At 59.5% G+C, this 26,734-nt stretch carries 30 protein-coding genes; 10 read left to right on the plus strand and 20 right to left on the minus strand.

The annotated features are described in order from the left end of the window. Positions 1 to 187 precede the first annotated feature (187 nt). The 7 genes from P3M64_RS05885 to flgB form a co-directional block, all read right to left on the minus strand. Positions 188 to 3,022 (minus strand): PAS domain-containing hybrid sensor histidine kinase/response regulator, encoded by a 2,835-nt coding sequence (locus P3M64_RS05885; protein WP_132938778.1) that lies wholly within the window; start codon positions 3,020 to 3,022, stop codon positions 188 to 190. After that, the gene (gene flhB, locus P3M64_RS05890) at positions 3,015 to 4,088 is read right to left on the minus strand and encodes a flagellar biosynthesis protein FlhB (protein WP_132938777.1); all 1,074 of its coding nucleotides are present in this window, start codon (positions 4,086 to 4,088) and stop codon (positions 3,015 to 3,017) included. Before flhB ends, P3M64_RS05885 begins: the two co-directional genes overlap by 8 nt. Before the next feature lie 58 nt (positions 4,089 to 4,146). Beyond that, positions 4,147 to 4,908 (minus strand): flagellar biosynthetic protein FliR, encoded by a 762-nt coding sequence (locus tag P3M64_RS05895; RefSeq protein ID WP_132938776.1) that lies wholly within the window; start codon positions 4,906 to 4,908, stop codon positions 4,147 to 4,149. Between the two features lie 10 nt (positions 4,909 to 4,918). Then, on the minus strand, positions 4,919 to 5,185 hold the full coding sequence (gene fliQ / locus P3M64_RS05900) for a flagellar biosynthesis protein FliQ (protein WP_132938775.1): 267 nt from the start codon (positions 5,183 to 5,185) through the stop codon (positions 4,919 to 4,921). 222 nt (positions 5,186 to 5,407) lie between these two features. Further along, the gene (locus P3M64_RS05905; RefSeq protein ID WP_132938774.1) at positions 5,408 to 5,752 is read right to left on the minus strand and encodes a flagellar hook-basal body complex protein FliE; all 345 of its coding nucleotides are present in this window, start codon (positions 5,750 to 5,752) and stop codon (positions 5,408 to 5,410) included. 28 nt (positions 5,753 to 5,780) lie between these two features. Next, a complete protein-coding gene (flgC, locus tag P3M64_RS05910) occupies positions 5,781 to 6,191 on the minus strand; it encodes a flagellar basal body rod protein FlgC (RefSeq protein ID WP_132938773.1) in 411 nt (136 codons plus the stop codon). A 55-nt stretch (positions 6,192 to 6,246) separates the two neighbouring features. Continuing rightward, entirely contained in the window at positions 6,247 to 6,657 is a 411-nt protein-coding gene (gene flgB / locus P3M64_RS05915; RefSeq protein ID WP_132938772.1) for a flagellar basal body rod protein FlgB, read from the minus strand. 345 nt (positions 6,658 to 7,002) lie between these two features. Between flgB and P3M64_RS05920 the strand changes: the two genes are divergently transcribed. The 5 genes from P3M64_RS05920 (at position 7,003) to P3M64_RS05940 (ending at position 9,812) form a co-directional block, all read left to right on the plus strand. Continuing rightward, a complete protein-coding gene (locus P3M64_RS05920) occupies positions 7,003 to 7,458 on the plus strand; it encodes an EscU/YscU/HrcU family type III secretion system export apparatus switch protein (protein WP_322111139.1) in 456 nt (151 codons plus the stop codon). After that, a complete protein-coding gene (locus P3M64_RS05925) occupies positions 7,455 to 7,916 on the plus strand; it encodes a hypothetical protein (RefSeq protein WP_132938770.1) in 462 nt (153 codons plus the stop codon). Before P3M64_RS05920 ends, P3M64_RS05925 begins: the two co-directional genes overlap by 4 nt. Positions 7,917 to 7,964: 48 nt before the next feature. Continuing rightward, positions 7,965 to 8,318 carry a FliO/MopB family protein gene (locus P3M64_RS05930; RefSeq protein ID WP_132938769.1) on the plus strand — a complete coding sequence of 118 codons (354 nt, stop codon included), beginning with the start codon at positions 7,965 to 7,967 and terminating at the stop codon, positions 8,316 to 8,318. A gap of 38 nt (positions 8,319 to 8,356) precedes the next feature. Continuing rightward, positions 8,357 to 9,085, plus strand: coding sequence for a flagellar type III secretion system pore protein FliP (gene fliP / locus P3M64_RS05935; RefSeq protein WP_132938900.1), 729 nt, complete (start codon positions 8,357 to 8,359; stop codon positions 9,083 to 9,085). 175 nt (positions 9,086 to 9,260) lie between these two features. Then, positions 9,261 to 9,812 (plus strand): Hsp20/alpha crystallin family protein, encoded by a 552-nt coding sequence (locus P3M64_RS05940; protein ID WP_132938768.1) that lies wholly within the window; start codon positions 9,261 to 9,263, stop codon positions 9,810 to 9,812. A 388-nt stretch (positions 9,813 to 10,200) separates the two neighbouring features. Here P3M64_RS05940 and speE read toward each other — a convergent pair whose 3' ends face one another. The 3 genes from speE to P3M64_RS05955 form a co-directional block, all read right to left on the minus strand. Further along, positions 10,201 to 11,046 carry a polyamine aminopropyltransferase gene (gene speE / locus P3M64_RS05945; RefSeq protein ID WP_132938767.1) on the minus strand — a complete coding sequence of 282 codons (846 nt, stop codon included), beginning with the start codon at positions 11,044 to 11,046 and terminating at the stop codon, positions 10,201 to 10,203. Beyond that, positions 11,043 to 11,552: an adenosylmethionine decarboxylase gene (gene speD / locus P3M64_RS05950; protein ID WP_132938766.1), complete on the minus strand. Its 510-nt coding sequence runs from the start codon at positions 11,550 to 11,552 to the stop codon at positions 11,043 to 11,045. Before speD ends, speE begins: the two co-directional genes overlap by 4 nt. A gap of 135 nt (positions 11,553 to 11,687) precedes the next feature. Beyond that, the gene (locus P3M64_RS05955) at positions 11,688 to 14,030 is read right to left on the minus strand and encodes a tetratricopeptide repeat protein (RefSeq protein WP_276157065.1); all 2,343 of its coding nucleotides are present in this window, start codon (positions 14,028 to 14,030) and stop codon (positions 11,688 to 11,690) included. Between the two features lie 251 nt (positions 14,031 to 14,281). Here P3M64_RS05955 and P3M64_RS05960 point away from each other — a divergent pair, with 251 nt between their 5' ends. After that, the gene (locus P3M64_RS05960) at positions 14,282 to 14,470 is read left to right on the plus strand and encodes a hypothetical protein (protein WP_276157066.1); all 189 of its coding nucleotides are present in this window, start codon (positions 14,282 to 14,284) and stop codon (positions 14,468 to 14,470) included. A 628-nt stretch (positions 14,471 to 15,098) separates the two neighbouring features. On the opposite strand, the gene P3M64_RS05965 is transcribed toward P3M64_RS05960, so the two are convergent. From P3M64_RS05965 to P3M64_RS06000, 8 genes are all read right to left on the minus strand, one after another. Next, positions 15,099 to 15,806 carry an OmpA/MotB family protein gene (locus P3M64_RS05965; RefSeq protein ID WP_132938764.1) on the minus strand — a complete coding sequence of 236 codons (708 nt, stop codon included), beginning with the start codon at positions 15,804 to 15,806 and terminating at the stop codon, positions 15,099 to 15,101. A 174-nt stretch (positions 15,807 to 15,980) separates the two neighbouring features. Beyond that, entirely contained in the window at positions 15,981 to 16,685 is a 705-nt protein-coding gene (locus tag P3M64_RS05970) for a flagellar motor protein MotB (protein ID WP_132938763.1), read from the minus strand. Positions 16,686 to 16,688: 3 nt separating this feature from the next. Beyond that, entirely contained in the window at positions 16,689 to 17,333 is a 645-nt protein-coding gene (locus P3M64_RS05975) for a protein phosphatase CheZ (RefSeq protein WP_132938762.1), read from the minus strand. An 8-nt stretch (positions 17,334 to 17,341) separates the two neighbouring features. Next, on the minus strand, positions 17,342 to 17,728 hold the full coding sequence (locus P3M64_RS05980; RefSeq protein ID WP_132938761.1) for a chemotaxis response regulator CheY: 387 nt from the start codon (positions 17,726 to 17,728) through the stop codon (positions 17,342 to 17,344). Positions 17,729 to 17,912: 184 nt separating this feature from the next. Then, on the minus strand, positions 17,913 to 18,638 hold the full coding sequence (locus tag P3M64_RS05985; RefSeq protein ID WP_132938760.1) for a MotE family protein: 726 nt from the start codon (positions 18,636 to 18,638) through the stop codon (positions 17,913 to 17,915). Between the two features lie 70 nt (positions 18,639 to 18,708). After that, the gene (locus P3M64_RS05990; RefSeq protein ID WP_132938759.1) at positions 18,709 to 19,236 is read right to left on the minus strand and encodes a DUF6468 domain-containing protein; all 528 of its coding nucleotides are present in this window, start codon (positions 19,234 to 19,236) and stop codon (positions 18,709 to 18,711) included. A gap of 110 nt (positions 19,237 to 19,346) precedes the next feature. Next, complete coding sequence (gene fliM / locus P3M64_RS05995) at positions 19,347 to 20,519, minus strand: flagellar motor switch protein FliM (RefSeq protein ID WP_132938758.1); 1,173 nt, start codon at positions 20,517 to 20,519, stop codon at positions 19,347 to 19,349. A 135-nt stretch (positions 20,520 to 20,654) separates the two neighbouring features. Beyond that, a complete protein-coding gene (locus tag P3M64_RS06000) occupies positions 20,655 to 21,206 on the minus strand; it encodes a flagellar basal body-associated FliL family protein (protein WP_207893137.1) in 552 nt (183 codons plus the stop codon). Between the two features lie 514 nt (positions 21,207 to 21,720). On the opposite strand from P3M64_RS06000, the gene flgF reads away from it, so the two are divergent. From flgF to flgH, 4 genes are all read left to right on the plus strand, one after another. After that, the gene (gene flgF, locus P3M64_RS06005) at positions 21,721 to 22,449 is read left to right on the plus strand and encodes a flagellar basal-body rod protein FlgF (protein WP_243644747.1); all 729 of its coding nucleotides are present in this window, start codon (positions 21,721 to 21,723) and stop codon (positions 22,447 to 22,449) included. Between the two features lie 94 nt (positions 22,450 to 22,543). Beyond that, on the plus strand, positions 22,544 to 23,329 hold the full coding sequence (gene flgG, locus P3M64_RS06010) for a flagellar basal-body rod protein FlgG (protein ID WP_132938756.1): 786 nt from the start codon (positions 22,544 to 22,546) through the stop codon (positions 23,327 to 23,329). 11 nt (positions 23,330 to 23,340) lie between these two features. Next, positions 23,341 to 24,357: a flagellar basal body P-ring formation chaperone FlgA gene (flgA, locus tag P3M64_RS06015; protein ID WP_132938755.1), complete on the plus strand. Its 1,017-nt coding sequence runs from the start codon at positions 23,341 to 23,343 to the stop codon at positions 24,355 to 24,357. A 10-nt stretch (positions 24,358 to 24,367) separates the two neighbouring features. Further along, entirely contained in the window at positions 24,368 to 25,150 is a 783-nt protein-coding gene (gene flgH, locus P3M64_RS06020) for a flagellar basal body L-ring protein FlgH (RefSeq protein WP_132938754.1), read from the plus strand. Positions 25,151 to 25,282: 132 nt separating this feature from the next. Here the strand turns inward: flgH and dksA are convergent, their stop codons facing one another. Next, entirely contained in the window at positions 25,283 to 25,699 is a 417-nt protein-coding gene (dksA, locus tag P3M64_RS06025) for an RNA polymerase-binding protein DksA (protein ID WP_132938753.1), read from the minus strand. 356 nt (positions 25,700 to 26,055) lie between these two features. After that, positions 26,056 to 26,499: a flagellar assembly protein FliX gene (locus tag P3M64_RS06030; protein ID WP_132938752.1), complete on the minus strand. Its 444-nt coding sequence runs from the start codon at positions 26,497 to 26,499 to the stop codon at positions 26,056 to 26,058. Positions 26,500 to 26,734 lie beyond the last annotated feature (235 nt).

Below are 26,734 nucleotides of genomic sequence, written 5' to 3' on the forward strand. Positions count from 1 at the left end.
TGCAACGCTCATAAATGTACACGTTTTGTTCTTATGCGCAAGCGCATATTTTAACTTATTGATATACAATAATTTTTATGGGTATGTTCCGTTTTGGTTCATGATTTTTTTGCGCCCCCCTCGTAAGATGAATTCAATGTGGGAAAAAGCTGCCCTCCGACGCGGCGCACGTTCGCCACGACGGCGGTCAGGCGCCGTCGAGGACGTCCTTGACCTTGCCCGCCAGAGCCTTCAGCGTGAACGGCTTGGCCAGGAAATGGATGTCGCCCTGAGCCGTGATGCCGCCGGGGGTGACATCCTCGGCATAACCGGAAATGAGTATGACCTTGATGTCGGGCAGTTCCTGGCGCACCAGCTGGACCAGCGTCGGGCCATCCATGCCCGGCATCACGACATCCGAAATAATGAGGTCGAGCGGGCGTTCGGCGACGTTGATGGCGTCCAGCGCAGCCTCGCCGTTTTCGGTGTCGATCACGTGGTAGCCTTTATTCCTGAGGGCCTGGGCCGCGAACATGCGCACCGCGTCCTCATCCTCGACCAGCAACACCGTCGCCGAGCCGGTCAGGTCGGGTTCGACCGGGGTGGAGGGGAGGCTTTCTCCGGCCGCGCCGGCCTTTTCATCGTCGCCGTCGCGCGCGCCTTGCCCTCCGGTCCCGCTCGTCGTCCCCGCACGATAACGATCGAGCGCCGGCGCATCATCCCTGGCGCGCGGCAGGTAAATCGAAAACACCGTGCCTTCGCCGGGGGCGCTGTCGAGCAGCAAAAAGCCTCCCGTCTGATGAACGATGCCGTACACCGTGGACAACCCCAGCCCGGTGCCCTCGCCGACGTCCTTGGTGGTGAAGAACGGCTCGAAAATGCGTTCCATGTTTTCCTTAGCGATGCCGACTCCGGTATCCATCACATCGACCACGACATACTCGCCGGGGGGGACCACCTCGTGACCACGCTGAATGGCCTCGCCCAAGGATCGGTTGGCGGTGCGTACGGTCAGCGTCCCCCCACCCGGCATGGCGTCGCGAGCGTTGACGGCGAGGTTGATGATAACCTGTTCGAACTGCCCCTTGTCGGCGCGCACCGGCCACAGGTCGCGGCTATGCTCGAACTGTAAATCGATGGTCGGGCCAAGCAGACGATCGAGCAAGGTATTGGACAGTTCGGCCAGCACCTCGCTGAGGTCGATCATCTGGGGTTTCAAGGTCTGTTTGCGCGAAAAGGCCAACAAATGGCGTACCAAGCCTGTCGCCCGCAAGGCGTTGTTACGAATTTGCATAACATCGGCGAAGGATGGATCGTCCGGCCCATGGCGGGTCAACAGCAGATCGGAAAATCCGATCATCGCCGTCAGAAGATTGTTGAAATCGTGCGCGACCCCCCCCGCGAGTTGTCCGATCGCCTGCATTTTCTGCGACTGGGTGAATTGCACCTCCAGGTGTTTTTGTTCGGTGGTGTCGATGAAATGCAGGACCAGGCCCGAGACGTCGCCCGCCGCGTCCTCCATCTTCGAGGCGTATAGCGAGGCCACCACCTCGCGGTTGGCCGAAGCCGGCATGTGCACTTCGAGATGCGCCGCGCGCGAGATTCCCATCACCACCTTGGACAATTGCCCGGCGACGTCGTTACGATCCTCCATCGCCAAGCGTTCGGAAAAGGCCCGCCCGCAAACGTCATCGCGGTGTTTTCCGATCAAATTCAAAAAGGCGCGATTGGCCTCGGTGACATTGCCCGATAGATCGATCAACACGATCCCCACCGGGGCCTCATCGAACAGCCAGCGCACTTTTTGCGCGGCGCGGCGGACATCGCGATCGTCGCGGTTATCCCCCGCGCCGGTCCAGGTGACGTCGCGCAGCACCACCGAGCGGCTGTAGAGCATGTCGCCCGCATCGTCCGCCCGTGCGTTTTGGAGTAAAAAGGCCTTGAAATTGTCGCCCATTTTACTGAGCAGCGTCACCTCGCCGTGGGCGACGTCGCCCCCGCTTTCGGTCTCGGCGCCCTCCTCATCCGCATCGTACCCCCCCGAGGCGATGACGTAATCGGAAAAAGATCGTCCTTGCCTGCGCATTTCCTCGAAGGACTGTCCCAGCCACTGCGCCAACACCATATTCGCGAAAATCATTTTCCCCGCCCCATCGACGGAGAAAAAACCGACCGGAAGATTGTCCAACAAATCGGCGAGCAATTCACCCTCGCGGCGGCGGACTTCCTCCAACTCGCGGCGCGCGGTCACGTCGCGCACGCTCCACGCCACGTGGTCGCGCCGCTCGGCGAAGACGCGCGCGTCGATGTGATACCATAAGCGTTCGCCGTCCGCGCCTTTAAGGGGGACTTCGACATGCCCCGGAACCCCGTCGTAGGCGGCGCGCATGAAGTGGGAAAATTCCTCGATCACGGCGTCGCCACCGTCCAGCGCGTCTTGAATAGTGGCCATGGAGGTCGCCCCGCCGAGACGCCGGCATAGATCGACAAACGCCGGGTTGGCGAACGTCGTCGCTCCGCCGATCCGCGCCAGCATTACGCCCTCGGGAGAGGATGACACCGCTTCGAGAAAAAGCCCGGACAGGTCTCCCTCCCGGCGTTGATTATAAAGCCCGTAAGCAACGCCAAACAGGCCCGCCAAGCCGAGCAGGGCCGCGCCGGCGAGCCATCTCACGGGATCGCCGAGCGGCCCGCCGGCGGGAACGAAAAAACCGAACCCACCCGCCGCCACGGCGGCCAAAACGAAAATCAGGAGATACGGGGCCGGCGCGCGAAAAAAACCCGCCCTGCGCCGGGGCGTCAGGATCGGCGGGACGCTTCGCGGCGGGCGTTTTTCTTCGGAGGCGCCGCGAAGTCCTTCGGGAAGATCATCAGAGGCGGTTCGGGGAACAGTCTGGGAATCCGTCGCGGGTCCATCGCCGATCCCGGCCCCGTCACCGGCCCCGTCACCGACCACGCCCGAACGCCGCGGGTCCGCGTCACGCACGCCGTCGCCTTGTTGGTCCGCAATCGGAGGCGCGGGAAAGGTCGGTTGTTCAGGCACTCGGTATTTTCCCTTTTAGCCGCATGACATAACCGATCACCTCGGCCACCGCATTGTAATGCTCCGCCGGGATTTCTTCGTCAAGTTCGACGGCCGCGTACAGGGCGCGCGCGAGCGGTGGATTTTCGACCACCGGCACGTCGTTCGCCTTGGCCACATCACGAATTCTAAAGGCCAGCGTATCGACCCCCTTCGCGACCACCCTGGGGGCGCTCATGGACTCCATGGAGTAGGACATCGCCACCGCGTAATGGGTCGGGTTGGTCACCACCACGTCGGCCTCGGGCACGGCGGACATCATGCGTTGATTGGCCCGCTCGGCGCGAATCCGCCTGATCCGCGCCTTGATCTGAGGATCGCCCTCGCTTTGCTTGTGTTCGTCCTTCACCTCCTGCTTGGACATTTTCATGCTTTTGGTGAATTCAAACTTTTGATAGAAAAAATCGAGCACCGAAATCGCCACCATGACCCCCAGGGTGCCGACCGCAAGCATAACGGAAATCTTATGAATGCGATCCAAGATCGCCACCATGTCGTAGTCCGCCATCAGCCTGACGTCCTGCATGAGCGGGATGGTCAATCCGAACGCCACCAGCGAAACGATGATCAGTTTGATCACACCCTTGACGAACTCGACCAGGGAGCGGGTCGAAAACATCCGCGTCGCGCCCTTTAAAAGGGAAATTTTAGACAGTTCCGGCGCCAGTTTCGACGGCGCGATCAGCAGTCCGGTTTGCGCCACGCTGGCGAAAATCGCCAGGACAAACAGGCCGCCGAATACCGGCGCGACAATCCACCCCAGGCGCTCGAGAACGTTCGTCATGAGCGTGCGCAAATCGAATAGATTGACCGAAAAGGCGTCGGGCTGGGCGATAAACACCGTGATCACGTCTTTGACGTTGCGCGCCATCCAGGGCGCCAAAACGGCCAGGGACAACGCCCCACCCAGGATGATCATCGCACTTTTGACTTCCTGGGACGAGCCGACCTGCCCCTTCTCCCGGGCGTTGGACAGTTTTCGGTCCGTCGGGTCTTCGGTTTTTTGCGAATCGTCTTCTTCTGCCATTACCCGCCTCTAACCGCGATACGCCGCGCACCGACGCCATGCTTCGGGGTCTCCGCGCTCACGGGGAAAGAAACCGCGTGAGGCCATCCTGGAAGTGCCGCAGGAAGACAAGCATAATCCCCGAGATCGTGATCATTAACAATGAAATCTGCATCGTTACCTGAACGGGCAGGCCGAAAAAGAATACCGGCAACTGCGGCATCAAACGGCCCAACAACCCCAAACCGATATAATAGGCCAGCCCCGCCACCAGCAACGGCGAGGACAACTGTATGCCCAAGGCGAAACTATCCATCGTCACCCGACCCATGGTTTGCGCCATGTCTCCCCAGGGTAAAACCTGCCCGGGCACGAACAACGTGTAGCTATCGACGATGGCGCTAAGCATCCAATAATGAAGGTTGGTGACGAAAATCAGCGTGATCGCGGTAATTCCCATGAAAGACGATAAAATAGAACTTTGCTGTTCGACCACGGGATCGACGACAAAGGCGTTGCTGAGCGAGGAGACGAACGAAAACACCGTTCCCGCCGTTTGCAGCGCCGCCATCAAAATAAAAGGGATCAGCCCCAGGAACAGGCCGACGATGGCCTCCCCACCCAGCAGCAGGGCCAAGTTGGCCGGGGCCGCGGGCATCGCCGGCAGATGGGGGGCGATCATCGGCATCATGGCGAAACTGACGGTTAACGCCAAAATCAGCCGCGCGCGCAGACTGACGTAAGGTGCGGAAAAACCCGGCATCACGCCCATCGCCGAGCCGACGCGGGTAAAGATCAGCAGAAAATCAAAAATGTTGGTGTTGAGGAGTTCCTGGAGCATCGCCCCCCCGTCAACCCAATGTCGCGATACGGCCGTACAAGCGTTGGGCGAACTCGATCACGGTGGTCATCATGAACGGCATGAAAATGATCAAGGCGAGAAAAATCACCAGAATTTTGGGAACGAAGGTCAAGGTCATTTCTTGAATCGTGGTCAAGGCCTGAAACAGCGCGATCACAAGGCCGATCAGCAACCCCGCCAACATGATCGGACCCGCCGTTTGAATCACGACCCACATGCCCTCGCGGGCGATTTCGAGAACGTCAACTTCATTCATGGCCCAACCTCAGCCCTCAATTTCGGCGTTTTAACATATCGCCCCGCCCGTTTGTGGTGAAAGAGCTAAAAAAAAAGCGACCGCCAGAGAACGAGGAACGCCCCCCCCAACCGACGACTTGGGCCGACGACTTGGGCCAACGACTTGGGCCAACGACTTGGACCAGTGACTTGAGCCGGCCCCTTGTGGTCGGGCGCGCACGGCGCACGGGTTGGCGCCGGATCAGATCGGCATGCGCAAAATTTCCTTGTACGCATCGACCACCTTATCGCGCACCGAGACGACGGTCTGCAAGGTCAATTCGGCTTCCGAAACGGCAGTGACAACCTGGGTGACGTCGGCGCGGTCGCGGATCGCCGCGATCGAGGCTTGCTCGCCTTTTTGTCCGATCTGGACGGCCTGATCGATCGCGCCTTTGACCAGAGAGGCGAAAGTGCCGTCCTTGGGCTTGTCCGCCGACGGAGAAATCCCCCCCGACGGTCCCGACGTCCCCGATGACGCCGAGCGCGCCGTTTGCGTGTATGCGTTAATCGCGTTGGCGATCGTTCCGGCTCCGGTTACGGCCATGACGTTCTCCTTTTTTCAGGCGGCGCGATTAACGCAGCAACCCAATCGTTTCCTGCAACATCCCCTTGGACGTTTTTAAAACATTCAAATTGGCCTCGTAGGACCGCTGCGCCTCGCGCATGTCCATCATTTCGATCAGGGAATTGACGTTCGGCGTCAACACATAACCGTTGGCGTCGGCCGCGGGATGGGACGGATCATAGCGTCGCCCGAAATCGGAACGGTCCCGCGTCACCCTATCGACACGCACGGTGTCGATTCCGGTGGCGCGGTCCAATTGATTGCGGAATGTCACAATTTTGCGGCGATACGGCAATTCGCCCGGTCCCTTGGGCAGCGACGACGCATTGGCGATATTTTCCGAGATAACGCGCAACCGCGTGCCCTGGGCCTTCATGCCCGATGACGAAATGCGCAGTGTTTTCAGAAGATCATCCATGCTCAATGTCCATTCCTCGGCGACTTCACGCGGCCCTTACGCCACCGCGCGCCGCCTAACGGCCCTTGCCGATAGCGATACGAATAAGCCCCAGGTTTTTGCGATAAAGCTCCGTGGTCAGGCGATGCTGGATCGCCGTTTCGTTGACCTTGGCCATCTGTTCTTCCAACACCACGGCGTTGCCGTCGGGGGCGGTTTCATAAGGCTTTGTATCGACGACCTCGCGAAAAGGGGATACGGCCTTACGCTCGCCGCCCAGATGTTGGTTATTGGTCACCTCCATATTAAGCGGGGGCAACTGCTGACGCTGCACCATATCCTTGAAGCTGAACGGCTTCAGGTCGTGGGGCTTGTATCCCGGCGTGTCGGCGTTGGCGATGTTTTGCGACAACAACTCCTGACGGCGGGCAAGCCAGTCCATGCGCCCCTTGATCGCGCCGAACAGGGTGAACTTGTTAAAATCCATGACCTCCACCGATCCAAAATCGCACGCGCCCCACGGGCCCTTTTCGCCAGGCTTCCCACTTTTCCGCAGTCGCACTCCACCTCGACGTACTCCACGGGCGGCGCGCTCAATACTAAGTGTGTTATGGTGACCGGCAAATCTTAAGATTCATTGAATCACGCCTTCAAAAAACTGTTTCAAAGTAACGCGTTGATTCAAAATGAGTCTTTATTTTTACGCCGGGCCATCGCCCCATCGGTCATTACCCATCGATCATTAAACGAATATTAAAGGACCCCATGTAATTTGTACCATAGGCGCTCGGAACAGAAGGCGCGAAACAATCTCGGGGAATGGATGGAACCGTTGAGCAGGCCGAACGATCGCACGCCCCCCCGCCAAGATGCGCCCAAGGGTGCGCCCGAGGATGTGCGCGCCGATGCATCCGCGGGCGCGCTGAAAGACGCCATCGCGGTCGCTTTGAAATACGACCCCGGGGACGCGCGCGCGCCCAAAGTGGTCGCCGGGGGACGCGGGCATATCGCCGAGCAAATTCTACAAATCGCCTTCGATCGCGGAATCAAGGTGCGTAAGGACGCCGATCTCGCCCAGATCCTGAGCGTGATCGACATCGACAGCGAAATTCCCCTGGAAGCCTTCGCCGCGGTCGCCGAAATTCTGGTGTATGTGTACCGCGCCAACGATCGTCTCGACGAATTGGAGGGGGGGCCGAGCGCACGGGACGCCGCCGGGAACATCGACGGCGCGCGGCAAAACGACGACGAAGGGAAAACCTCTCCTCGGCGCAAGGACGAACAATGACGGAACCACACCCCCCTTCATCTTTTGACAAACCCACTGATTTTGACGAGGCCGCCGAAAAAGTGCGCATGCTGCTCGCCACGTCACGCCGCCTGATGGCCGAGGGGCGTCTCGTTGACCTGACCCAGATCGAGGTTAAGATCAGAAACTTGTGCGAGCAGGCCAAAGCGCTCCCCGAGAATAGCCGGGACGCGGCGCGCGGCGTCCTCGAAGGCCTGCTCGGCGAAGTTGACGACGCACAAAGCAAACTGGAGGCGCAATTCGGCGCGGCGCTATCGGCGTTGCCCCACCGCGAGGCGGCCCAGGCTTACACTCAGGCCTACGGACGACCGCACGCGCAACCCGCCGAGAAAAACGCCCCACCCGGCGATGACGATACGGACGCCGGAGACCATCCCGAACCCGAACCCGAACCCGACCCCAAACCCAGCGTCGATGTTGACGACACGCACACCTGAACCAATAATGACGCCTCCCTTGGCGTCGCCGGCTAATATCGAGTTTTCATGGAACCGACAAACTACCTTCGTTTCGCCCTCGCCCTGGTTTTCGTCGTCGCCCTGATCGTAGGGCTGGCCGGATTGGCGCGTCGGTACGGTTTCGCCGGGGCCGCCCCCGTCGTCGCACGGCGCGCCCGGCGGCTGAAACTTCTCGAAGTGCTGCCCCTCGACTCCAAACGTCGTTTGGTCCTGGTCCGCCGAGACGATCGCGAACATCTCGTTTTGCTGGGCGCAAGCACGGAAACCGTTCTGGAAAGCGCGCCCGCCCCATCGCCGAGCGTCGCCGCCTCCGGAACGGGGCAAACCTCCCTGCCCAACGACGCCCGGAACGCCGCGAACGCGGGAGGGCCGTTATCGTGAATGCGCGCCGCGCCTTACCGCTTTTGCTCCTCGCCGCCATGGGCGGGGCCGCGCTTGTGCTGGGCGCGCTCGTCGCGCCCGCCGACGCCTGGGCGCAGAGCCTCAATTTGAACCTTGGCCCCAACGCCGGAGGCTCGACCACCAGCTACATCATCCAGCTGATCCTGCTGCTCACCGTCCTCAGCCTAGCCCCCGGCATCTTGATCATGGTGACCTCGTTCACCCGGATCATCATCGTGCTGTCGTTCCTGCGCACCGCGCTGGGAACCCAGCAGACCCCCCCCAACCAAGTTCTGGTCAGCCTGGCGATGTTCCTCACCGCCTTCATCATGATGCCGACCTTCCAAACCGCATGGGATACCGGGGTTCAGCCCTTGATCAACGGCGACATCGACCAAACCGAGGCCTTCAACCGCACCGTCATTCCCTTCGAAACGTTCATGAAAAAACACGTCCGCGAGCAGGATTTGGCGCTATTCATCGATATGGCGGGGCTCAGCGACCAGCAGGTCGGCGAAAACCCGCCGCTGCGCGTGCTCGTCCCGGCGTTCATGATCAGCGAACTGCGCCGGGCGTTCGAAATCGGATTTCTGATCTTCATCCCATTTCTCGTCATCGACATGGTGGTCGCCTCGATCCTGATGGCGATGGGGATGATGATGTTGCCGCCGGTCATCGTGGCGTTGCCGTTCAAGCTCATTTTTTTCGTCCTGGTCGATGGCTGGTACCTGATCGTCGGCAGTCTGGTGCGCAGTTACGGCGGTTGACCGCCCCCCGAGACATCCACAACCATTGCGCACAATGCATGGCGGACTTTCCGCGATAGCGGTCGCATGTGACCGCTGAATTTGTTAGAATTCGACCTGTAGAGAAGTCAAAATTTCGGACCCGGCGCGGAGCTTTCGCCGCGCATTTTCCCTTTTGCACGAAAGGAGGTTCGTTATGTCCACTCCCGTCAAGAAGACTGCCCCCGAGGAAACGGTGAAGGTCACCCGACCCTCCGAGGGAAAGAAAGTTCAACACCCCCTGTTGACGTTACGCGAGGAAGTCGATCACCTGTTCGATAACTTCTTCACGGGGTTTTCCTTCGGCCCCTTCTCGCGCAAGGCGTTCGAGACCGACCCCCTGCACAAGATCGGCGACGTGTTCTCCAGCGGCGACAAGATGCTCCCCCACACCGACATCGTCGAGCGGGAGCATGAGTATCGCATCACCGCCGAGCTGCCCGGCATGGACGGGTCCGACGTCGAGGTCACCGTCGATGACGGGGTCCTGCGCATCGCCGGAGAAAAGAAAAGCGAAACCCGGGAAGACCGCGATGATTATCATCTTCTGGAACGTCACTACGGATCGGTGCTGCGCACCTTCCCGATCCCCGACAACGCCGATCAGGATCACGTCAGCGCCAGCTTCGCGAAGGGCGTCCTGACCATCACGATGGCCAAATTGGACAAACCGAAAACCCAAGCGAAGAAAATCCCCATCAAGGGATAGGCGTGATCGCCCCCGGCCTAACGGCGCCCCGGATGGTGGCGACGCCACCGTCCGGGATTTCTTTCCGCCGGACCGCCCGACAAAGGGGGCGGTCCGGCTTTTTCTTCCGTTGACGCCGGTGGGCGCCTTTCGCTCGACGCCAAGGCTTTCGCCGCGCGCGCCTCCCCCGCACGATCCGCTTTCGCGCCGCCGAGACCTGGAGAGATGCCGACCGACCCGCACGAGGCATAGGTAGCGTTCGAGCGTCACAAGGGCGCGGGAAAGGTTCTTTAGCGCAGACCCCGACGGTTCTCAACTTCGGCCTGACGTTCGTCGCCGGCGATCCCGATGGCCACCGTTTACGGGTCTTCGCGCTCTGCGACAACCCCGTTTAAGCGCGGCGGAGAGATCACACCATCAGGTCGCGGACGTACTGCGGCAGGGCGAAGGCGGCGCGATGGAGTTCCGGCGTATAGTAGCGCATGGTTAGTCCCGCGTCCCGGAAACGCGCCGTCAGGGTTTCCAGCGGAGTGTCGGCCCGCTCTGGTTCATCGCACCCCCACCCCAGGGTCATGAAGCCGCCGACGTAGGTCGGCATGGCGATGACGTAAAATCCCGGGGCCGCAAACGCGCGTCCCATGCGCCGGTAGGTGTGGGTAACCTCGTCGGGCTGGAAAAAGGGCACGCCGTTTTGCGTCGCCACGATGCCGCTCGGCTTCAGGCAACGTTTGCAATCGGCGTAGAATTTCTCGGTGAACAGCACCTCGCCGGGGCCGATGGGATCAGTCGAATCGACGATGATGACGTCGAAGCGCCGTTGGCTCGTGGCGACATAATCCAGACCGTCGCCGATCACCAGGTCGGTGCGCGCATCGTCGAAGGCGCCGGCGCTAATGGCCGGCATGTATTCGCGGCTGAGGTCGATCACCGTGCGATCCAGTTCGACCATGGTGACGCGTTCGAGGCCCCGGTGGCGCAGCGCCTCGCGCAGCACGCCGCCGTCGCCGCCACCGATGATCAAGACTTCCTTGGGTGCGGCCAGGGCGAACAGGGGAACGTGCGCCATCATCTCGTGATAGACGAATTCATCCCGCTCGGTGACCTGGACGATGCCGTCCAGGGTCATCACGCGGCCAAGCTCGGGGGTTTCGAAGATCAACAGGTGTTGATGCTCCGTTTTATCTTCGAAAAGAACGCTCTGAATATCGAAGGACTGACGGTATCCCCGGTGCAAGGTCTCGTCAAAGCGTCTCACTCGATAATTCCCCGGCGATATTCGGTGACGTCCAATTTCTCGGGCGTGAAGACCTGGCGAATCGCCTCCAGGGCGTCATGGGGATTGCATGCGCCGCACATGAAGACGTCGATCGCGGCGTAATCGCGCTCGGGCCAAGTGTGGATCGAGATGTGCGATTCCGCCAGAACCACGACCCCGGAAACCCCGCCGTTGGGGGTAAAATGATGCATGTGCGAGTGCAGGATGCTGGCCCCGGCGTCCACCGCGCCCCGGCGCAAGGTTTCATCGATCAATTCGGGATCGTCGAGTCTGCTGCCGCCCCACAATTCGACGAGAATATGGGTGCCGGCGAAGCGCATGCCGTCCTTCTCGACGAAATAGTCCTTGGTATTGTCAACCACGGAATACAAATGCGCGCCGGCGTCGCCGTGGGTTTCCACCGCATTGTTTTTGGCGAAATCTTCCGTTCCGCACGCCGATTGCGTGCACTCAGGCGCCAATTCGGCCAGGGTAGAGCGAAGCATGATACCTCCCCTTCCAAATCAGTGGGACATGTCCCGGATTTTTGTCAACACAGAGCGCGGTACTTAAGGCTTTCGCGTTCTCCAATCAAGTAAAAAAACGATGGACCGGGAATACGTAAGAACATCGCGCGTGAATTAGAAGATCGCGCTCAGGTCGCCCTTCTTCAAGCGCTCAAGATAGGAATTCAAGAATCCCTGAAAACTATCGACGGTACCGACCATGGCGTTCATCCGCCGATAATCGATCAGGCCCTGATTGGGCGGCGAGGTGATCAACGAGAACGCGTCCTTAAACGGCGTTTTCGCCATGACAGAGCCGAAATCGGCGCGCAAAATGGCCACCGCCCGCTCGTTGGAACTCAGGGTCTCGGCGACGGCCAATGCCAGAACATAGCGGCTTTGCTCCTCGTTCAACGGCTTGCGCGGTTTCGCCCCGGAAAGGCGGACCAGATTTTTGATCGCCCGCGCGGCGCCCTTCCAATCCTTGGTTCGCCAGTAAATCTCCATGCGCAACTGATCGGCACGGAAACTTTTGTCATCCTTCAAAAGATTCAAGGCCTCCTGGGTCCGGCCCAGCCCCATCAACGCGTGGGCTTGCAACCGGGTGCGCTCCAGGCCCAACTCGGCGCTCCCCGCCGTATTCGCCGATTTTTTCAGCGCCGCGAGGGCTTTGTCATATTCCTTGTTCATAATGTAAATCAGCGCCAAACGCGCACCGACCCGCTCCAGCTGCGCGCCGCTGAGGCGAAAATCCACTTGGCTCTCCAGCAGCGCCGCGGCGCGGTCGAGCAGATCGACCCCGACCAGGCGGTCCGCTAATTTGCGGATCATTTCGTCGCCGCGTGCGCCGGGCGGCGTCAGCTCGCGAAATTCATCATAAAGAGCGATCGCCGTCACCGGGGCCAGAGCGTCGGCGCGCCCGCCCAAATACAGTTGGTCGAAGACCTCGGCCATCTTTTTGGTTACCGCGGCGGCCTCGGGATTGTCGCGAAAATGGGTGACCGCTTGGCGCAAGGTGCGCAGTCCCTGGCGGTATTTTCCGATGCTCAAATACAGGTTCCCCAAGCGGCGCAAGAGGCGAAATTCGAAATCATCGCCGCGCCAGGCGAAACGCAGTTTTTCAAGTTCGTCGATCGCCTGTTGGGTGGTGTACTTTTTTTCACGCAACAACAGTTCGGTGCGCGCCACGGCGGCCTGGGCGCGCGCCGGGCGGTTGCGGCTTTCCTCGACCTTTTCCCATTCCTTCACCGCGGCGTCAAACTTACCCGACAGTTCCTTCAGTTTGCCATCGACATAATCCAGGCGCGCCTTTTCGATTTTCGACGGCTTGTCGGCGTTGAGCGCCTCAAGATACTGCGCCGCCTGTTTGGCGTCGCCCATTTCGACATCAGCCTCGCTCACCAATGTGCCGAGCGGCATTTTAAGGGCCTTGGGGTACGATTTAACGAGCGCCCCGGTATGGCGTAGGTCGGGCGCGGCGACGGCCAAATGGTCTTCGCCGGCCAGCAGCGCGGCGCGCCAAAATGTCGCCTCGTCAATGCCTTTGAGGAGCGGGTTGTCGAGGTCGGCCTGGGCTTCTCGATCGCGCCCCATCATGACCCTGATCGCCCCGCGTAGAAGGAGAAAGTTAGGTTCATCGGCGATCTTCGGCCGCGTCTGGGCGACCAACTCGACGATACCGAGCGCCTCGGGGTTAAAGCCGTTAGCGAAGAAAAACCGCGCCAGATTAAGGCGCGCCTTCTCTAGGCTCTGGGGCGTCGGTGCGGCGGAAACGTCGGCGAGCAATTTGTGTTTCGTCTTGAGCACCGCCACATCGTCGGGGCGTCCCCAGCGGGAGAGGTCGAGAACCTTGCTGAGCGGCTTCGCATCAATCGCGCCCAACTTCAACCCGGCCGCTTGTTCCGGGGTAACCGGGGAAAGATACAAACTGGACACGCTGGTCAATTCAACGCCCTGACGCAGTGAACGGATGCGCAAATCATCGACGAGAGGCTGAACAACGATACCCTGCACCGTCGGCAACAAACGCACCTGGGGATAGCTGTATGCCCGCCCGACGCCATGCCCCAATGGAATAACCGGAATCGCCACCAGGGTATCGCCGACCGTGGAATCGGTAAACGCGACCGGCGTCCCCGAACCGGGAACGCTGAGAAATATCCGCGCGCCAAGCGGTGAATTGGGTTGCGCCGCGCTTTCGATCAATGTCGGCGGCGGAATAGTTTGTTTCTTGAAGGTCATCATCCAGGAGAAACCCTCCCGGCTCAGCGCCGGATTGACCCCCTGGACGAGGTTCATCCGCAGCACCGCGCCCCGGCTCGACGGCACTTGCGCGATGTCCTTGATAATATTGCCGCCCGCGGCCTTCAGATCGGCGACGTTGAACTTGACCGGCTTGTCGAAAACAGCCCAAACATTTCCCGCCCGGCGAAAAACGGCGGCGCCGACCGGCTCCGTCCAATCGAAGCGCAAAGTCACCGAATTCGCGCTGTCTTTGATCGCACGCGCCTTGAATTCGATCGCCGGCGCCTCTCCTTGGGAAAACAGCGACGGTGCGCTTTGTCCGTTCGCCGCCTGCCCACCCGCCGCGGGCGGGGTCTGTTGCGGCGGCGTCAGGGCGACCGGCCCCGCAACGGGGTGCGGGGCGCGGCGGCGGGCGACGGCGGCTCTGCGCTCTGCGCGGGGCGGGGCGGGGGCGGGGGCGGGGGCGGGGCGGGGGGCGGGGCGGGGTGAGCCGCGCCGGAGGTTGCGCCGGGGACTGGACCGATGTTGGGGTCGTGGCCGCGCCGTTCGGCTTTAGAACATCGACGACGATCTTCGTTCCCACGACAAACGATTTCACCGTGGCCCCCGGCGGCACCTTGAGGTCAACCGTGACGCCGTCGGCCGTCGGCCGGCTCTCCGCCCCCAATACATAAGGTAAGCGCCCACCCTGAAGAGGCCCCAGCGCAATCGTCGCCGGAGCGCCGAAAACAATGCGCGCCCGACCGCCGTTGACCTCGACCCGATGCGCTACCGTCCTCGGCCAATCGAACACGATCCGGCTGTATCCCGGATGAATGCCGGTGCGCACCTTGAGCGCCGTGGTCTTCGCCGCCGCCGAGCCTTGTCCTGTCGGCGTTCGAGACTGGGCCGAACCGTCGATAAGATCGACGACGATCATATTCGCCGAATCGAAATCGCGGTGAGCGAAGGCGCGCGTCAAAGCCAGGGTTACGGAAAATCCGTCGCTATTGATCCGAGCGCTGCGGACATATTTCCCCAAACGCCGGACGATCGGCGTCAGGTCGCCTTCGATTTTGCGGGAAAACTGGACCACGACATCATTACCAGTGCGCCGCACGGTATGACCGACCGGTTGCGGCCAGACGAACGTGATCCGACCGTAACCGTCATGGGCGTCGGCGCGGACGCGCACCGTCTCGGCATGCGCGACCCCCATGCCGGTGGTCAAGACGCCCCAACACGCCAAAAACGCCAAAAACACCCTGAAACCCCGCGCCGCGAAAAGGCCCGGACGTGGCGGCGGCGCGGCGACGCGCGCCATCAGCCTTCACCAACGGTCGGGAAAATAACGATATCCACGCGACGCGCGAGTTTACGTCGCTCGGCGTCGGGCAGCTTGGGCAATTGGTTATAACGACTATCCGAATAGCCAAAAGCCACGATATCCTCACTATACCCCGAACGCCTGAGGGCGTTGGCCACCGCGGCGGCGCGAGCAAGCGACAGTTCCCAGTTGGAGGTATATTCCCCGCCCCGGGCCGGTGGGGCCGGATCGGAATGGCCGTTAACGCCGATCTGATTGGAGATATTACGCAGCACGCCTCCCAAGTCGAATAGGGCGCGACGGGCCTCGGCGGGCATCAAGGCCTTGCCCGCGGGGAACAAAAGATCGCTCGGCAACGTGATGACCAAGCGGTCGTCCAGGCGCATCAGTTGCGCCTTGGACAACAACTTATCTTGGGCCATGGCCTCGTCGAGGACGCCCGCCAAATAATCCAAATTGGTCGCACGTTTACGGAAAATCGTTCCGATATTGAACTGTGACGTCGCCGCCGCCACCGTCTTGACCTTATCGGGGTTGAGAGACTGGGTCATGGTGTCGATCATGGCGTCCCATTTATCGACCTTGACCGACGACATGGAAAACAGCAAAACGAAAAACGTCAGCATCAACGACACCAGATCGGCGAACGTTAGCATCCAGGCGTTTTTCGGGGCTCCATCGTATCCGATATCGTCTTCGTCCATAGCTCACGCGCCCAATGTCGTCCTGCGGCCTTCTCGAAGCACCCATGCTCCGGTTTATTCCTAAAGCCGTGATACCTTAATTCTGATCGTATGACACCCTTATACCAGGCCGCAACAAGCATCCCCCATGCCCCCATGGAGCATGGAGTCGCCCGTTCGACATGAACGTCACGCTCAGGGTTTTTTCGCGTCCTTTTTCTGCACGGGGAACTTCAACCTGCTCGCTGCGATATCGCGCGTGTAAAACCAGATCGTCACATCGTTCCCCGTACTCGGCTTCATGCCCACGGCGATACTGTCGGGCGGCGCCCCACGCGACAACATTTCGCGGGCGAACGCGCCGGCGCGCGCCGAGGGCAGCGTTTCGGTAATCGGCATGGTTTTGTTCGCTCCGGCATAGGGGGTGTCAATCACGAATTCCATATCGAAGCGCACGCCCGGAGGGCGGGCGGATAGGGCGGCCACGGTCCGGTCGAGCAAAGGCAAAACGGCCGGACGTATCTTCGCCTGACCGTCGAAAAAAAGACTGTTGGCGGCCATGCTCATGCGCATGATCCGCCCCGGCTGCACAATTTCGACCTTCGTCACCTGCATGGCGGTGGCGAAAATTCCGGTGACCTGTTGCTGAAATTGCTGACCGGCAAGAACGTCGCCATCCTTAGCCTGAAAAGCTTGAAGATCCGCGGTCGGGGGAATCAGGGTCGTGAAGGTGGAGGACAGGCTGTTCATCACCCGACGCGTTTTGGTCTCCTCCAGGGTGGAGATGGTGACCAGCAGGATAAAGAAAGCGAGAACGACGAGATAAAGACCGAGGAAAAGGGCGACGGTGTTATCCCCGCTATCCGGGTCGGGTTGCGCGCTCGCGTCAAAATCGTCCATGACCTAATCAAAGCCGGCCAAAAGATCATCGATCTCGGACTGGCTTTTGGCGGCGTCGCCAAGCTGTGGGCCCTCGAGAAGATCTTTGTCCGTTACGAGTCCGTCGGCGCTCTTCTCTTCCGGCATGTTTTTCTTAATCAGGCTAATTTCATCGCCGAAAGCCTCGACCAGGGCATCTATTTTTTCCTCGATATGCTTCAAGGTGGTGACGACCTTACCAATTCTTTGTCCCGTGATGTCTTGGAAGCTACACGCTTCGTATATGTGCGTCGTCGCTTCCATCAAGCGCTTGGAGGGGTCGTCGGCTACTTCCCCCATCACGTTTTCGACAACCTCCACCGCATCCATGATCGTATTGGTGGCCTCGGCGGTGGCTTTAACGATAGCGTCCAGTTCGTCGGTCGCGGCGGGAAGATATTCTTCCGTGACCTCGTCGGGGCGCAGCCGGGCGATTTCCTGCTTTGCCGTACGGATATATAAGGCCAGGTCCTCCAGTTCATCGAACAGGATTTTCTGACGCTCGACATCAATATTCAAAAAAACCCCATCGCCACGACCGACGGTCGAGACCGATGACGGCGCCGCCAAATCCGGAGAGCCGTCCCCGGACGCATCCTTCGCCTTGGCCTTTTTTTTCCCCGCGGCCATGCTCCCCCCTAGAATTCTCCGAGAACGCTGACCATCTTCGACTTCAGCGTGTCGGCGTTGAAAGGTTTCACGATATAGTTGGAAACCCCGGCTTCCTTCGCCGCGATCACGTTCTCCGATTTGCTTTCCGCAGTCACCATGATAAACGGCGTATGCTTGAATTTGTCATCGGCGCGTACCTTGCGCAGAAGTTCAATACCGGTCATCGGCTCCATGTTCCAGTCAGAGATGACAAGGCCGAAATTTCCGTCCTTCATCTTTTCGAAGGCCATGGTGCCATCCGTCGCCTCCTCGACGTTTTCAAAGCCGAGTTGGCGCAGAAGATTACGGATAATGCGGAGCATCGTCTTGTAATCGTCCACGATAAGCACATTCATATTTTTGTCGACAGCCATCCTAACACTCCGTCATTGACCGTCCTTACGGTCTCAAAAAAAAAATCACTCAATACCCGTCGATCGTCACGCCGCGTAATTTATGTTAATTCATTAGGTAATTCAGCATGCTAAACTTCGCAAGCCTTAATCATTCTTTATCATTCCTCGCCCGAGTCCGATCTTGGTTCAAAACCCCGTCGGCTCACCCCCCCGGGGGGCGGCCCGGAACGGGGAGATTGCGCAATCGCGCCAACTGCACCGTGACTTCGCGCGCCTTATCCGGGTTCATTTTTGCCATAACCGGCGCCAATTTCCGCTCCTTCATACGCTCCGCGACCAACAATAGAGTATCCATATCCAACTTTTCGAAAATTCGCGCCGCGTCCTTAGGCTTCATGTTTTCGTATATTTTAACCAAACTCTGCAGCTTGGTTGTTTGCTGTTCGTCGTATTTCTTAATTAGGCCCTCAATCGTAGACTTCAAGATTTTGAAATCAGTAACTTTCTTATCAATCCTTTTTTCGGCGGCTTTCAGCAGTCCCGCGCGCATCTGAATTTCCTGCGCGCGCTTGTCCAAAGCTTCGCGCCGGGCCGCTAATTTTTGTAACAAATCAATTTCCGATTGAGTCAGCAACGTGGGATCGTCGCTGAGCATGCGCGCGGCGATCGCCTGCTTATCGCGGACCGGCGCCGGCAAGGGTTTAGCCAAGGGATCGACCGGCGGCGCGCCCGCCCCGGGCGTGGCCGGCGCGGGCGGCGCGTTTTGTCCCGCCGGGGGCTGTCCCGCCGGGGTTTGCGCCGCGGCGGGCGTAACGCTAACGCCGCCGCTCAAGAGGCCGCCGACATCGTTCCAGATGTTGCCTACGCGCACCGTCAACATAAGGGCCGCGGCAAAAATCATCACCGGAAGAAACCGTATTTTCGACATGTCACGCACCTCGCAACCTTAACCACAACCGACAATCGAGATTCCTCGACGGCCATAATTTCCGCGCATCCTAACGCACGGAACGCAACGCCTTGAGCAACTCCCGTTCGGCATCGGAGCTTGCCTCTCTCGCCGTGTCGTCCGTTTTATCGCTCGCTTTGTCTCGATCTCGATCTCGTTTTCGCCACGCAGCGTCGCCGCCGTCTTCACGCACGGCGAATCCCCCCCCGGAAGACGCCCTTTTTGCGGTCTTTTCAGCCCCTTCGACCTTTTCACCCCCTGGCGCGCCGCGAGACTGGCGGACCTGCTCCACCAGAAGGTCCGCCGCCACGCCGCCGCGATCTATCAAATACGCCAAATCCTCACGCAGGGACTCGGCCTTCGTAATATTATCCTGCAAATCTTCGGCCGTCTGTTTCAGGCGACGAAGTCCCTGTTCCGTGCGCAAAACGGACGCCGAGAACGTTTCGCCCAGCGACTCCAATTCGACACGATCATTGCGCAGTCGTGACAGTTTCCCATTCAACACGATCGCATAGCCGATCGTCACCACCAGGAGAACCGCCACGGTAACATCCAATATCAAGGAAAACGGCATAGTACCCTCATTTTCGGCCCACGACGAAAAACCGCTCACCGGAGCGGTGGGCCGGATCGGGGCGTGGCGGGTGCTCTTCCCCGACAAGCGGCCCATTGCACGGACGTCTTCTAACTCTTGGGTTTTTCATATCGTCCTTCGATACGTATGGCGATTTGATCACCCTTGCGCCCCATTTTCCCGGTATACATCGTCACATCGCCGCATTGCAGGGCCACCGAAGATTCCGGTCCGGCCCCCAGCATGATGTGCGATCCAACCTTGAGATCAAAGACCTCGCCCAGACTCATGGTCTGGGTATCTAAAACGGCCTCCAGTTCGACGTCGGTCATCCACAGTTCTTCGGCGAGGTGGGTTTCCCAAATCGAATCGCGGCCAAATTTCTCTCCCATGAACATCTGCAACAACAATTCGCGAACCGGCTCTAGCGTCGCATAGGGGAGCAATAATTCCATTTGGCCCCCTCGGTCTTCCATGTCAATGCGCAATCGCGCGACAATGGCGGCGTTGGAGGGCCGTGAAATGGTGGCGAATCGCGGGTTGGTCTCCAGTCGATCGAAACGGAACGTCACCGGAGAGAGCGGTTCGAACGACCCCGATAAATCGGAGAGCATGACATGGACCATGCGTTCGACCAAGGAACGCTCGATCGTGGTGTAGGGCCGCCCTTCGATACGCATCGCCGCGGTGCCGCGCCGCCCGCCCAGCAACACATCGACGATCGAGTAAATCAGCGAAGAATCGACCGTCAACAGGCCGTAGTTATCCCATTCCTCGGCCTTGAACACGCTGAGCATCGCCGGCAGGGGAATGGAATTGAGATAATCGCCGAAACGGATGGACGAGATGTTGTCGAGGGACACCTCGACGTTGTCGGAGGTAAAATTGCGCAGCGAGGTGGACATCAAGCGCACCAGCCGGTCGAACACGACCTCAAGCATGGGTAAACGCTCATAGGACACCAGGGCGCTATTCAAGATCGCTTGAATACCCGAACGGTGATCGGTGTCGTCTAGATCGTCGTCAAACCCAAGAAGAGAGTCGATTTCATCCTGATTGAGGACGCGCGTCGACTCCCGCGCGGTTGACGCCCCGCCGCCGCCGCCGCCGCCGCCATCGCCGCCGCTGTCGCCTTCGAGCATCGCCGCCCATTCCGCGGCCAGATCGTCGCCGTCATCGCCGTCGCCACCGCCGCCGTCACCGCCGTCGTCACCGCCCATAGCCGATTCCCACGCGGCGGCCATGGCGTCCTGATCGACTTCTTCATCACCCGGAGCTGTCATCGATATCGACCCATATCCATCTTTCCATCCGCGGCCTTACCTTTTCTCGCCCCACAGCGAGGAAAGAAAGAGGAGGCATGAACTTACCCCCGAGAGCCTCTACTGCCCGAGGGGCCTCTACTGCCCGAGGCAGCCCTACTGAACGAGCATTTCCTTAAACAAAACGTCGTTGACCTTGGCCGGCGCAATCGCGGCGTTGACCCTTTTCAGCAATTCCTCGCGCAATCGATACATGCCTTCCGATCCCTTTAAATCTTCAATCCGCAGCTCGCGCAGATAGACCTGAAAATTGTCGATCACGCGGGGCATGAGCTCTTGAATGCGCGGTAAATCCTTGGCGTTGTTCAATTCCAAGGTGACCCTGATTTTCAGGAACGTCGATTTTCGTCCCCCGGTGTTGAGGTTCACCAAAATCTCATCGAGGTCCATGAACGTCACGTCGCCGGCCACCTTAGGCGGGGCGTCTTGCTTCGATTGCGTCTTCGATCCGCCCAGCATATCGATGACCGGCTGCAACAGGCCGGTAAAATACGCCGCCGTCACCCCCCCGATCACCAACAAGAGCACCGCCACGATAATAATCAGGAGGCGCTTTTTTTTACGCGCCCCCTCCGCGCCGTCGCGCTCGCCTTCATCATCCTCAGGAATGTCGCCTTCGATGTCTTCGTCCAGTTCGTCGTCGGCCATGGTCTCACCCGAAAAAGTTCAAAAGCGCGGTACGTGCGGAGGCCCATCTGGCATGCGCCCCCCGTCCAGCGTGCGCCCCCGTCCAGCGTGCGCCTATGAAATATAGGCGTGTTTCGATTTTTATCAGCACCCGCACGGGGATGCACGGACAAACCGACCCTGACCACGATATCGCCGGATGGTTAATAACTGGTTGAAGTCTTTTTTTTCAATCCCTTGAGGTCCTGCGCGCAAAAAGACCCGATCGCCGGCGTCCCGGAAAAAGCTGCCGGGCAAAGGATGCCCCTCACCAATGATCGCTTCCTATTCCTCATCTTCAAAAACATCACAACATCATGATATTCAACACATAAATTTGTGGCATGCCTTATGCATATTTGAACCCGTCATCGAACATTATCCGGCCTTAATCAAACTTTACGACCGGAAAAACCGATGATCAAAAAAATCGCTAAAAAAACAACACTGAAAAAACGACGCAAGATCGGGAACGGGAAACATGGAAACGACATCAATGATCGCTTTGTCGAGCCAAAGCGTCTTACGCCGAAAGCTGGACACGATCGCCAACAATATCGCCAATATGAACACCACGGGGTTCAAGAGCGAAAAAATGATGTTTGTCGAACATCTGGAGCGCAACCAGAGCGACAACGGCTTTCGCGGCGAACGAAAACTATCCTTTGTGCGTGATGTCGCGACCTACAACGATTTCTCCGAAGGCGCGTTTCAAAAAACCGGCAACGCCTTGGACCTTGCGCTCCACGGCGACGGTTATTTCACGATCCGCACCGCCGCCGGAGAACGCTACACCCGCAACGGAAGCTTCACCATCGACAACGGCGGACAGCTGGTCACCAATCAAGGCGATCCCGTGCTGGCGGAAGGCGGACAGCCGATTTTCTTCAGCCCTCAAGACGCCCATATCACCATCGCCACCGATGGTTCGGTCTCCACGGAGAACGGACCTCTGGGAAAATTGGCCCTGGCTTCGTTCGCCAACCCTCGGATGCTGAAACGCGAGCCCGGACAAATGTTCAGTGCGACGCAACCGCCGACCCCCGCCACCCAGGCTCGGGTCGAACAGGGCATGCTGGAACAATCGAACGTCCAGCCGATTGTCGAAATGACGCGCATGATCCAGGTTCAACGCGCCTACGAAAGTGTCAACAAGATGATCTCGCGCGAAGACGACCGTATTCGCAAAATGATCCAGGACATGGCCAACCAGCAGGTGGCGTAACGCGCCGATGGCCGTAGCGCCCGGCCGTTAACCCAACATCTTCGTGACGCGCGGTTCGACCGCACGCGAAAGACAGAAGCAAGGAACGGAACCGATGAGATCCTTAAGTATCGCCGCCACCGGCATGGAAGCCCAGCAACGCAACGTCGAAGTGGTGTCCAACAACCTGGCCAACATGAACACCACCGCGTACATGCGCCGACGCACCGAGTTTCAGGATCTGTTGTACCAAAACCTGCGCCGCGCCGGTTCGACCTCGTCGGACGCCGGAACCATCGTTCCGTCGGGGGTGCAAATCGGCCTCGGCGTGAAATTGGCGGCGGTCTACCGCATCCACGAACAAGGCAACCTGACGGCGACCGACAACACGTTCGACCTCGCCATTCAGGGCAAGGGTTTTTTCCAGGTCCAGATGCCCAACGGCGACACCGCCTACACCCGGGACGGCACCTTCCAGTTGAACGCCCAGGGCCAGATCGTCACCCACGACGGCTACCTGCTGCAACCCAACCTGACGGTGCCCAGCAACGCGGTCGATGTCAGCATCAACGCCTCGGGCGAGGTTCTGGCCAAAATTGAAGGCCAAGTCGCGTTACAAAACGTCGGCCAAATCCAAACCGCCAACTTCGCCAACGAACCGGGCCTTCAGGCGATCGGCTCGAACCTGTACCTGGAAACCCCGGCATCGGGCAATGCCACCATCGGCACTCCGGCGTCGTCGGGTTATGGCTCGATCCTGCAGGGTTTCCTGGAAACCTCCAACGTCAATGCCGTGGAGGAAATCTCCAATCTGATTTCCGCCCAGCGCGCCTATGAAATGAACTCCAAGGTGATTCAGACCTCGGACGACATGATGGGCACCTTGACCAGTCTACGCTAAGGAGAACCGTGATGAAAATCTCCACCGTCATTTTGGGTGCGGCGCTTTTCATCCTGGGACCGCTCGCGGCCTTCGGGCAGACGGCCGGTGTCGGCGTTCCATCCACCGCCCCGTCCGGCCCTGCGTCCGTCCCCGCGGCGCCCGCCTTGATCCGCGACAACGTCATCGTCAAAGACAATGTCATCCGCGTTGGCGATCTGTTCACCAATGCCGGCCCGAACGCCGACAAGGTGATCGCCTATGCCCCCAATCCGGGCCGCAAGGCGATCTACGATGTTCAATGGCTGGCGCGTGCGGCGCAGATCTATGGCGTGCATTGGCGTCCGATGAGCATGCGCGACCGGGTCATCGTCGAACGGGCGAGCCGCGTCATCTCCCGTTCCGAAATCGAGGATTATTTGCTTTCGTCGCTAATCGGCGCCGGGGCCGACCCCGATCTCAAGCTCGAAGTTTCCAACAGCGCCCTGAAACTGTATATTCCCCAGGAAGACGCGCCCAGCGTCGCCGTCGAGGACCTCAATTTCGATCCCATGAATAACCGCTTCAGCGCCTTCGTCTCGGCGCCCGCGGGCGATCCTTCCGCCCCTCGGGTACGCGTCGTCGGGCGCATGGTCCGGGTCGCCGATATTCCGGTCTTAAACCGCAGCCTTCGCCCGGGCGACATCATACGCAAAGACGACATTTCCTGGATTCAAGTCGAAACCAACCGCCTGCAACGCAACGTGTTGACCGACGCCGGCGGTCTGATCGGCATGGCCGCCCGGCGCGGCATTCGCGCCCGGCTTCCAGTTCGCGGCACCGACGTGCGCCGCCCCGTTCTGGTGCCCAAGGGCAGTCTGGTCACCATGATCCTGCACATGCATTCGATGACCTTGACGGCCAAGGGCCGCGCCCTCGAAGCGGGCAGCCTGGGCGACGCCATCCGCGTCGCCAACACGCACAGCAACACCATAATCGACGCCACGGTCAGCGCCAGCGGCACCGTTTCGGTCACCATCACACCGGCGCCGACGATCGCTTTAAGATAGGAGTTTCGCCATGAAACGCATTTTTCCCAGCCCTCTCGCGCGCCGCGCTGCGCCTTTGGTTCGGGCCACGGTCATCATCGCCGCCTTGGGCGCCCTTCAGGCATGCAACACCTTGACCCGTCTTTCCGAGGTCGGCGACGGGCCGAAGCTGTCGCAAATCACCAATCCCAAGGCGATGCCCGGCTATCGCCCGGTTAGCTTGCCCATGCCCAAGGGTGAAATCCTGCCCAACAACCCCAACTCGCTGTGGCGTTCGGGGGCGACGGCGTTTTTCAAGGACGATCGGGCGAAAAAAGTCGGCGACATCCTCACCGTCAAGCTGTCGTTGGACGACAAGGCCTCGCTGGCCAACAAAACGACCCGCGCACGCAACGACAAGGAAAGCGCCAACGTCACCAATTTGCTGGGGTTGGAAGGCAAGTTTTCGCAAATTCTTCCCAAAGGGGTCAACCCCGCCGCCATGCTCAACGCCGGCAACAACCATACGACCTCGGGCGACGGCAAGATCGACCGCAGCGAAAAAATCAACCTAACCTTCGCCGCCGTGGTGACGCAAATTTTGCCCAACGGCGCGCTGGTGATCCTGGGACGTCAGGAATTGATGGTCAATTCCGAACTGCGCGAACTGCGCCTGAGCGGCGTCGTGCGCCCCGAGGATATCGAATCGGACAACACCATCACCAACGACCGCATCGCCGAGATGCGCGTCGCCTATGGCGGCCGGGGGTCGCTCAGCAATCTTCAACAACCGCGTTGGGGCATGCAATTGTGGGACATCCTGTTCCCCTTCTAAGCCCCGTGAAAATTCCCGTTCCGGTGTTTTCGGGGACATCCCCGATAGCCGGAAAAACTCAAGGCCGGAGCAAAGCTCCGGCCTTTTTTTAGCTTATCCCACGCCCACATGGGCGTTGGAACGGGATCCTCGTCAATCGTCGCGGTGGGTTTTTTCCATTCGCTCATGACGTTCCTGGGCGTCAATGCTCAAGGTCGCGATCGGGCGCGCTTCGAGACGGGAAATGCTGATCGGCTCGCCGGTGTCCATGCAATACCCATAAGACCCGTTGTCCACCCGTTCAAGCGCCTCGTCGATCTTCGCAATCAATTTTCGCGCACGGTCGCGTGTGCGCAATTCCAACGCCCGGTCGGTTTCGACGGAGGCGCGGTCGGCGATATCGGGTTCGATGATTCCACCCTGTTGCAGGTGCTGGATGGTTTCGTTGGACTCGTTGAGGAGCTCTGCGCGCCAGGCAATCAATTTTTTGCGGAAATACTCCAGCATCTTTGCGCTCATGAAGTCTTCGTCTTGAGACGGCTTGTAATCGGGCGGTAAAGTGATCGACATCCTCGTTCTTTCCTCGCATCGTCGGAAAATTCAGGGCCGGAAAATTTGGGCGGAATATAAGTGAACCCCAATTTCCCCGCAAGGGGTGAATCTCTTTCGAGCGCCACGCGCATAAAGAGGAGTGTGAAAATCCGTGTTGGCGCTTGACCTCGGCGCTATGAAAAATTCCGACGTTCCGTCCACCACCACCCCCTCTCGACGCCCTGGAAGATACCGGCCCGTGTCCGATTCTTTTTTGAACCGTCGCAAAAAAACGCCCAAACCCATGCGATAGGGAGGACGGCGCCTTTATGAAAAAGGATAAAACGACCGCCTGCCACCGTCTGGATCGGTCGCGATTAAAATTCGAAGAGAGGTTATGCGCCGCCCGTTCGGCCCCATCGGCTCCATTTGGCGACCTCGACCTCGGCGCGCAATTCGATTTCGTCGAGTATTTCGTTGAGGCGGGGATCGGTGACGTGGACTCGACCCTGGCGAATTTTTTGCGCCAAGGTTGCGAGGTCTTCCTTGGAAATGCGCCCCCGCAAAAGATCGTCCTGCAGCCTCTGCAAGCGTTCGAGAAGATCGTCGCCGTATCTACGCGCCTTGGCCTTGCGCGTTTTTTCCTCCAGGGCGTCCTCGACCTCTTGAACGGCCAGCAGACTTTCGACACCGTCAACCTGGGCGGATTGGCGAACCGGCGCACTTTCTTCCGATTCCGAAGTTTCGCGCAGGCGATCGGCGAACGCAGGGCCGGACGGCGAAGCTTTCCGCCGCGCACGGGCGCCTCCTTTCGTCGAGGTGACATTGGTGATTTTCATCTGCCGTCCATCCGAAACCCGAACGCCACCGCGCTGCAACAACAGCAGGGCGTCTTCATATCAAATAAGCCCGCGCCGGCGCGGGCGAGCAGATTGGAGCGAAAAGACAACAGGACCTCCTTCGGCTTCCACGCCCTCTCGACGCGCGCCCAGATTATACACTGTGACGTCAACCCGTTAAAGAATTCACAAGAGCGGCGGAAAAAGGCGGTGCGCAAAAATTGAGGAAAAAATC

The sequence above is a fragment of the Varunaivibrio sulfuroxidans genome (assembly GCF_029318635.1).
GTDB classification, from domain to species: domain Bacteria; phylum Pseudomonadota; class Alphaproteobacteria; order Rhodospirillales; family Magnetovibrionaceae; genus Varunaivibrio; species Varunaivibrio sulfuroxidans.

Coding starts and splice junctions, on each gene's coding strand:
- flhB (WP_132938777.1), bottom strand. CDS start 4,088: ATGGCAGAAGAAGACGATTCGCAAAAAACCGAAGACCCGACGGACCGA.
- P3M64_RS05895 (WP_132938776.1), bottom strand. CDS start 4,908: ATGCTCCAGGAACTCCTCAACACCAACATTTTTGATTTTCTGCTGATC.
- fliQ (WP_132938775.1), bottom strand. CDS start 5,185: ATGAATGAAGTTGACGTTCTCGAAATCGCCCGCGAGGGCATGTGGGTC.
- P3M64_RS05905 (WP_132938774.1), bottom strand. CDS start 5,752: ATGGCCGTAACCGGAGCCGGAACGATCGCCAACGCGATTAACGCATAC.
- flgC (WP_132938773.1), bottom strand. CDS start 6,191: ATGGATGATCTTCTGAAAACACTGCGCATTTCGTCATCGGGCATGAAG.
- flgB (WP_132938772.1), bottom strand. CDS start 6,657: ATGGATTTTAACAAGTTCACCCTGTTCGGCGCGATCAAGGGGCGCATG.
- P3M64_RS05925 (WP_132938770.1), top strand. CDS start 7,455: ATGACGGAACCACACCCCCCTTCATCTTTTGACAAACCCACTGATTTT.
- P3M64_RS05930 (WP_132938769.1), top strand. CDS start 7,965: ATGGAACCGACAAACTACCTTCGTTTCGCCCTCGCCCTGGTTTTCGTC.
- fliP (WP_132938900.1), top strand. CDS start 8,357: ATGGGCGGGGCCGCGCTTGTGCTGGGCGCGCTCGTCGCGCCCGCCGAC.
- P3M64_RS05940 (WP_132938768.1), top strand. CDS start 9,261: ATGTCCACTCCCGTCAAGAAGACTGCCCCCGAGGAAACGGTGAAGGTC.
- speD (WP_132938766.1), bottom strand. CDS start 11,552: ATGCTTCGCTCTACCCTGGCCGAATTGGCGCCTGAGTGCACGCAATCG.
- P3M64_RS05965 (WP_132938764.1), bottom strand. CDS start 15,806: ATGGACGAAGACGATATCGGATACGATGGAGCCCCGAAAAACGCCTGG.
- P3M64_RS05970 (WP_132938763.1), bottom strand. CDS start 16,685: ATGGACGATTTTGACGCGAGCGCGCAACCCGACCCGGATAGCGGGGAT.
- P3M64_RS05975 (WP_132938762.1), bottom strand. CDS start 17,333: ATGGCCGCGGGGAAAAAAAAGGCCAAGGCGAAGGATGCGTCCGGGGAC.
- P3M64_RS05980 (WP_132938761.1), bottom strand. CDS start 17,728: ATGGCTGTCGACAAAAATATGAATGTGCTTATCGTGGACGATTACAAG.
- P3M64_RS05985 (WP_132938760.1), bottom strand. CDS start 18,638: ATGTCGAAAATACGGTTTCTTCCGGTGATGATTTTTGCCGCGGCCCTT.
- P3M64_RS05990 (WP_132938759.1), bottom strand. CDS start 19,236: ATGCCGTTTTCCTTGATATTGGATGTTACCGTGGCGGTTCTCCTGGTG.
- fliM (WP_132938758.1), bottom strand. CDS start 20,519: ATGACAGCTCCGGGTGATGAAGAAGTCGATCAGGACGCCATGGCCGCC.
- P3M64_RS06000 (WP_207893137.1), bottom strand. CDS start 21,206: ATGGCCGACGACGAACTGGACGAAGACATCGAAGGCGACATTCCTGAG.
- flgF (WP_243644747.1), top strand. CDS start 21,721: ATGATCGCTTTGTCGAGCCAAAGCGTCTTACGCCGAAAGCTGGACACG.
- flgG (WP_132938756.1), top strand. CDS start 22,544: ATGAGATCCTTAAGTATCGCCGCCACCGGCATGGAAGCCCAGCAACGC.
- flgA (WP_132938755.1), top strand. CDS start 23,341: ATGAAAATCTCCACCGTCATTTTGGGTGCGGCGCTTTTCATCCTGGGA.
- flgH (WP_132938754.1), top strand. CDS start 24,368: ATGAAACGCATTTTTCCCAGCCCTCTCGCGCGCCGCGCTGCGCCTTTG.
- dksA (WP_132938753.1), bottom strand. CDS start 25,699: ATGTCGATCACTTTACCGCCCGATTACAAGCCGTCTCAAGACGAAGAC.
- P3M64_RS06030 (WP_132938752.1), bottom strand. CDS start 26,499: ATGAAAATCACCAATGTCACCTCGACGAAAGGAGGCGCCCGTGCGCGG.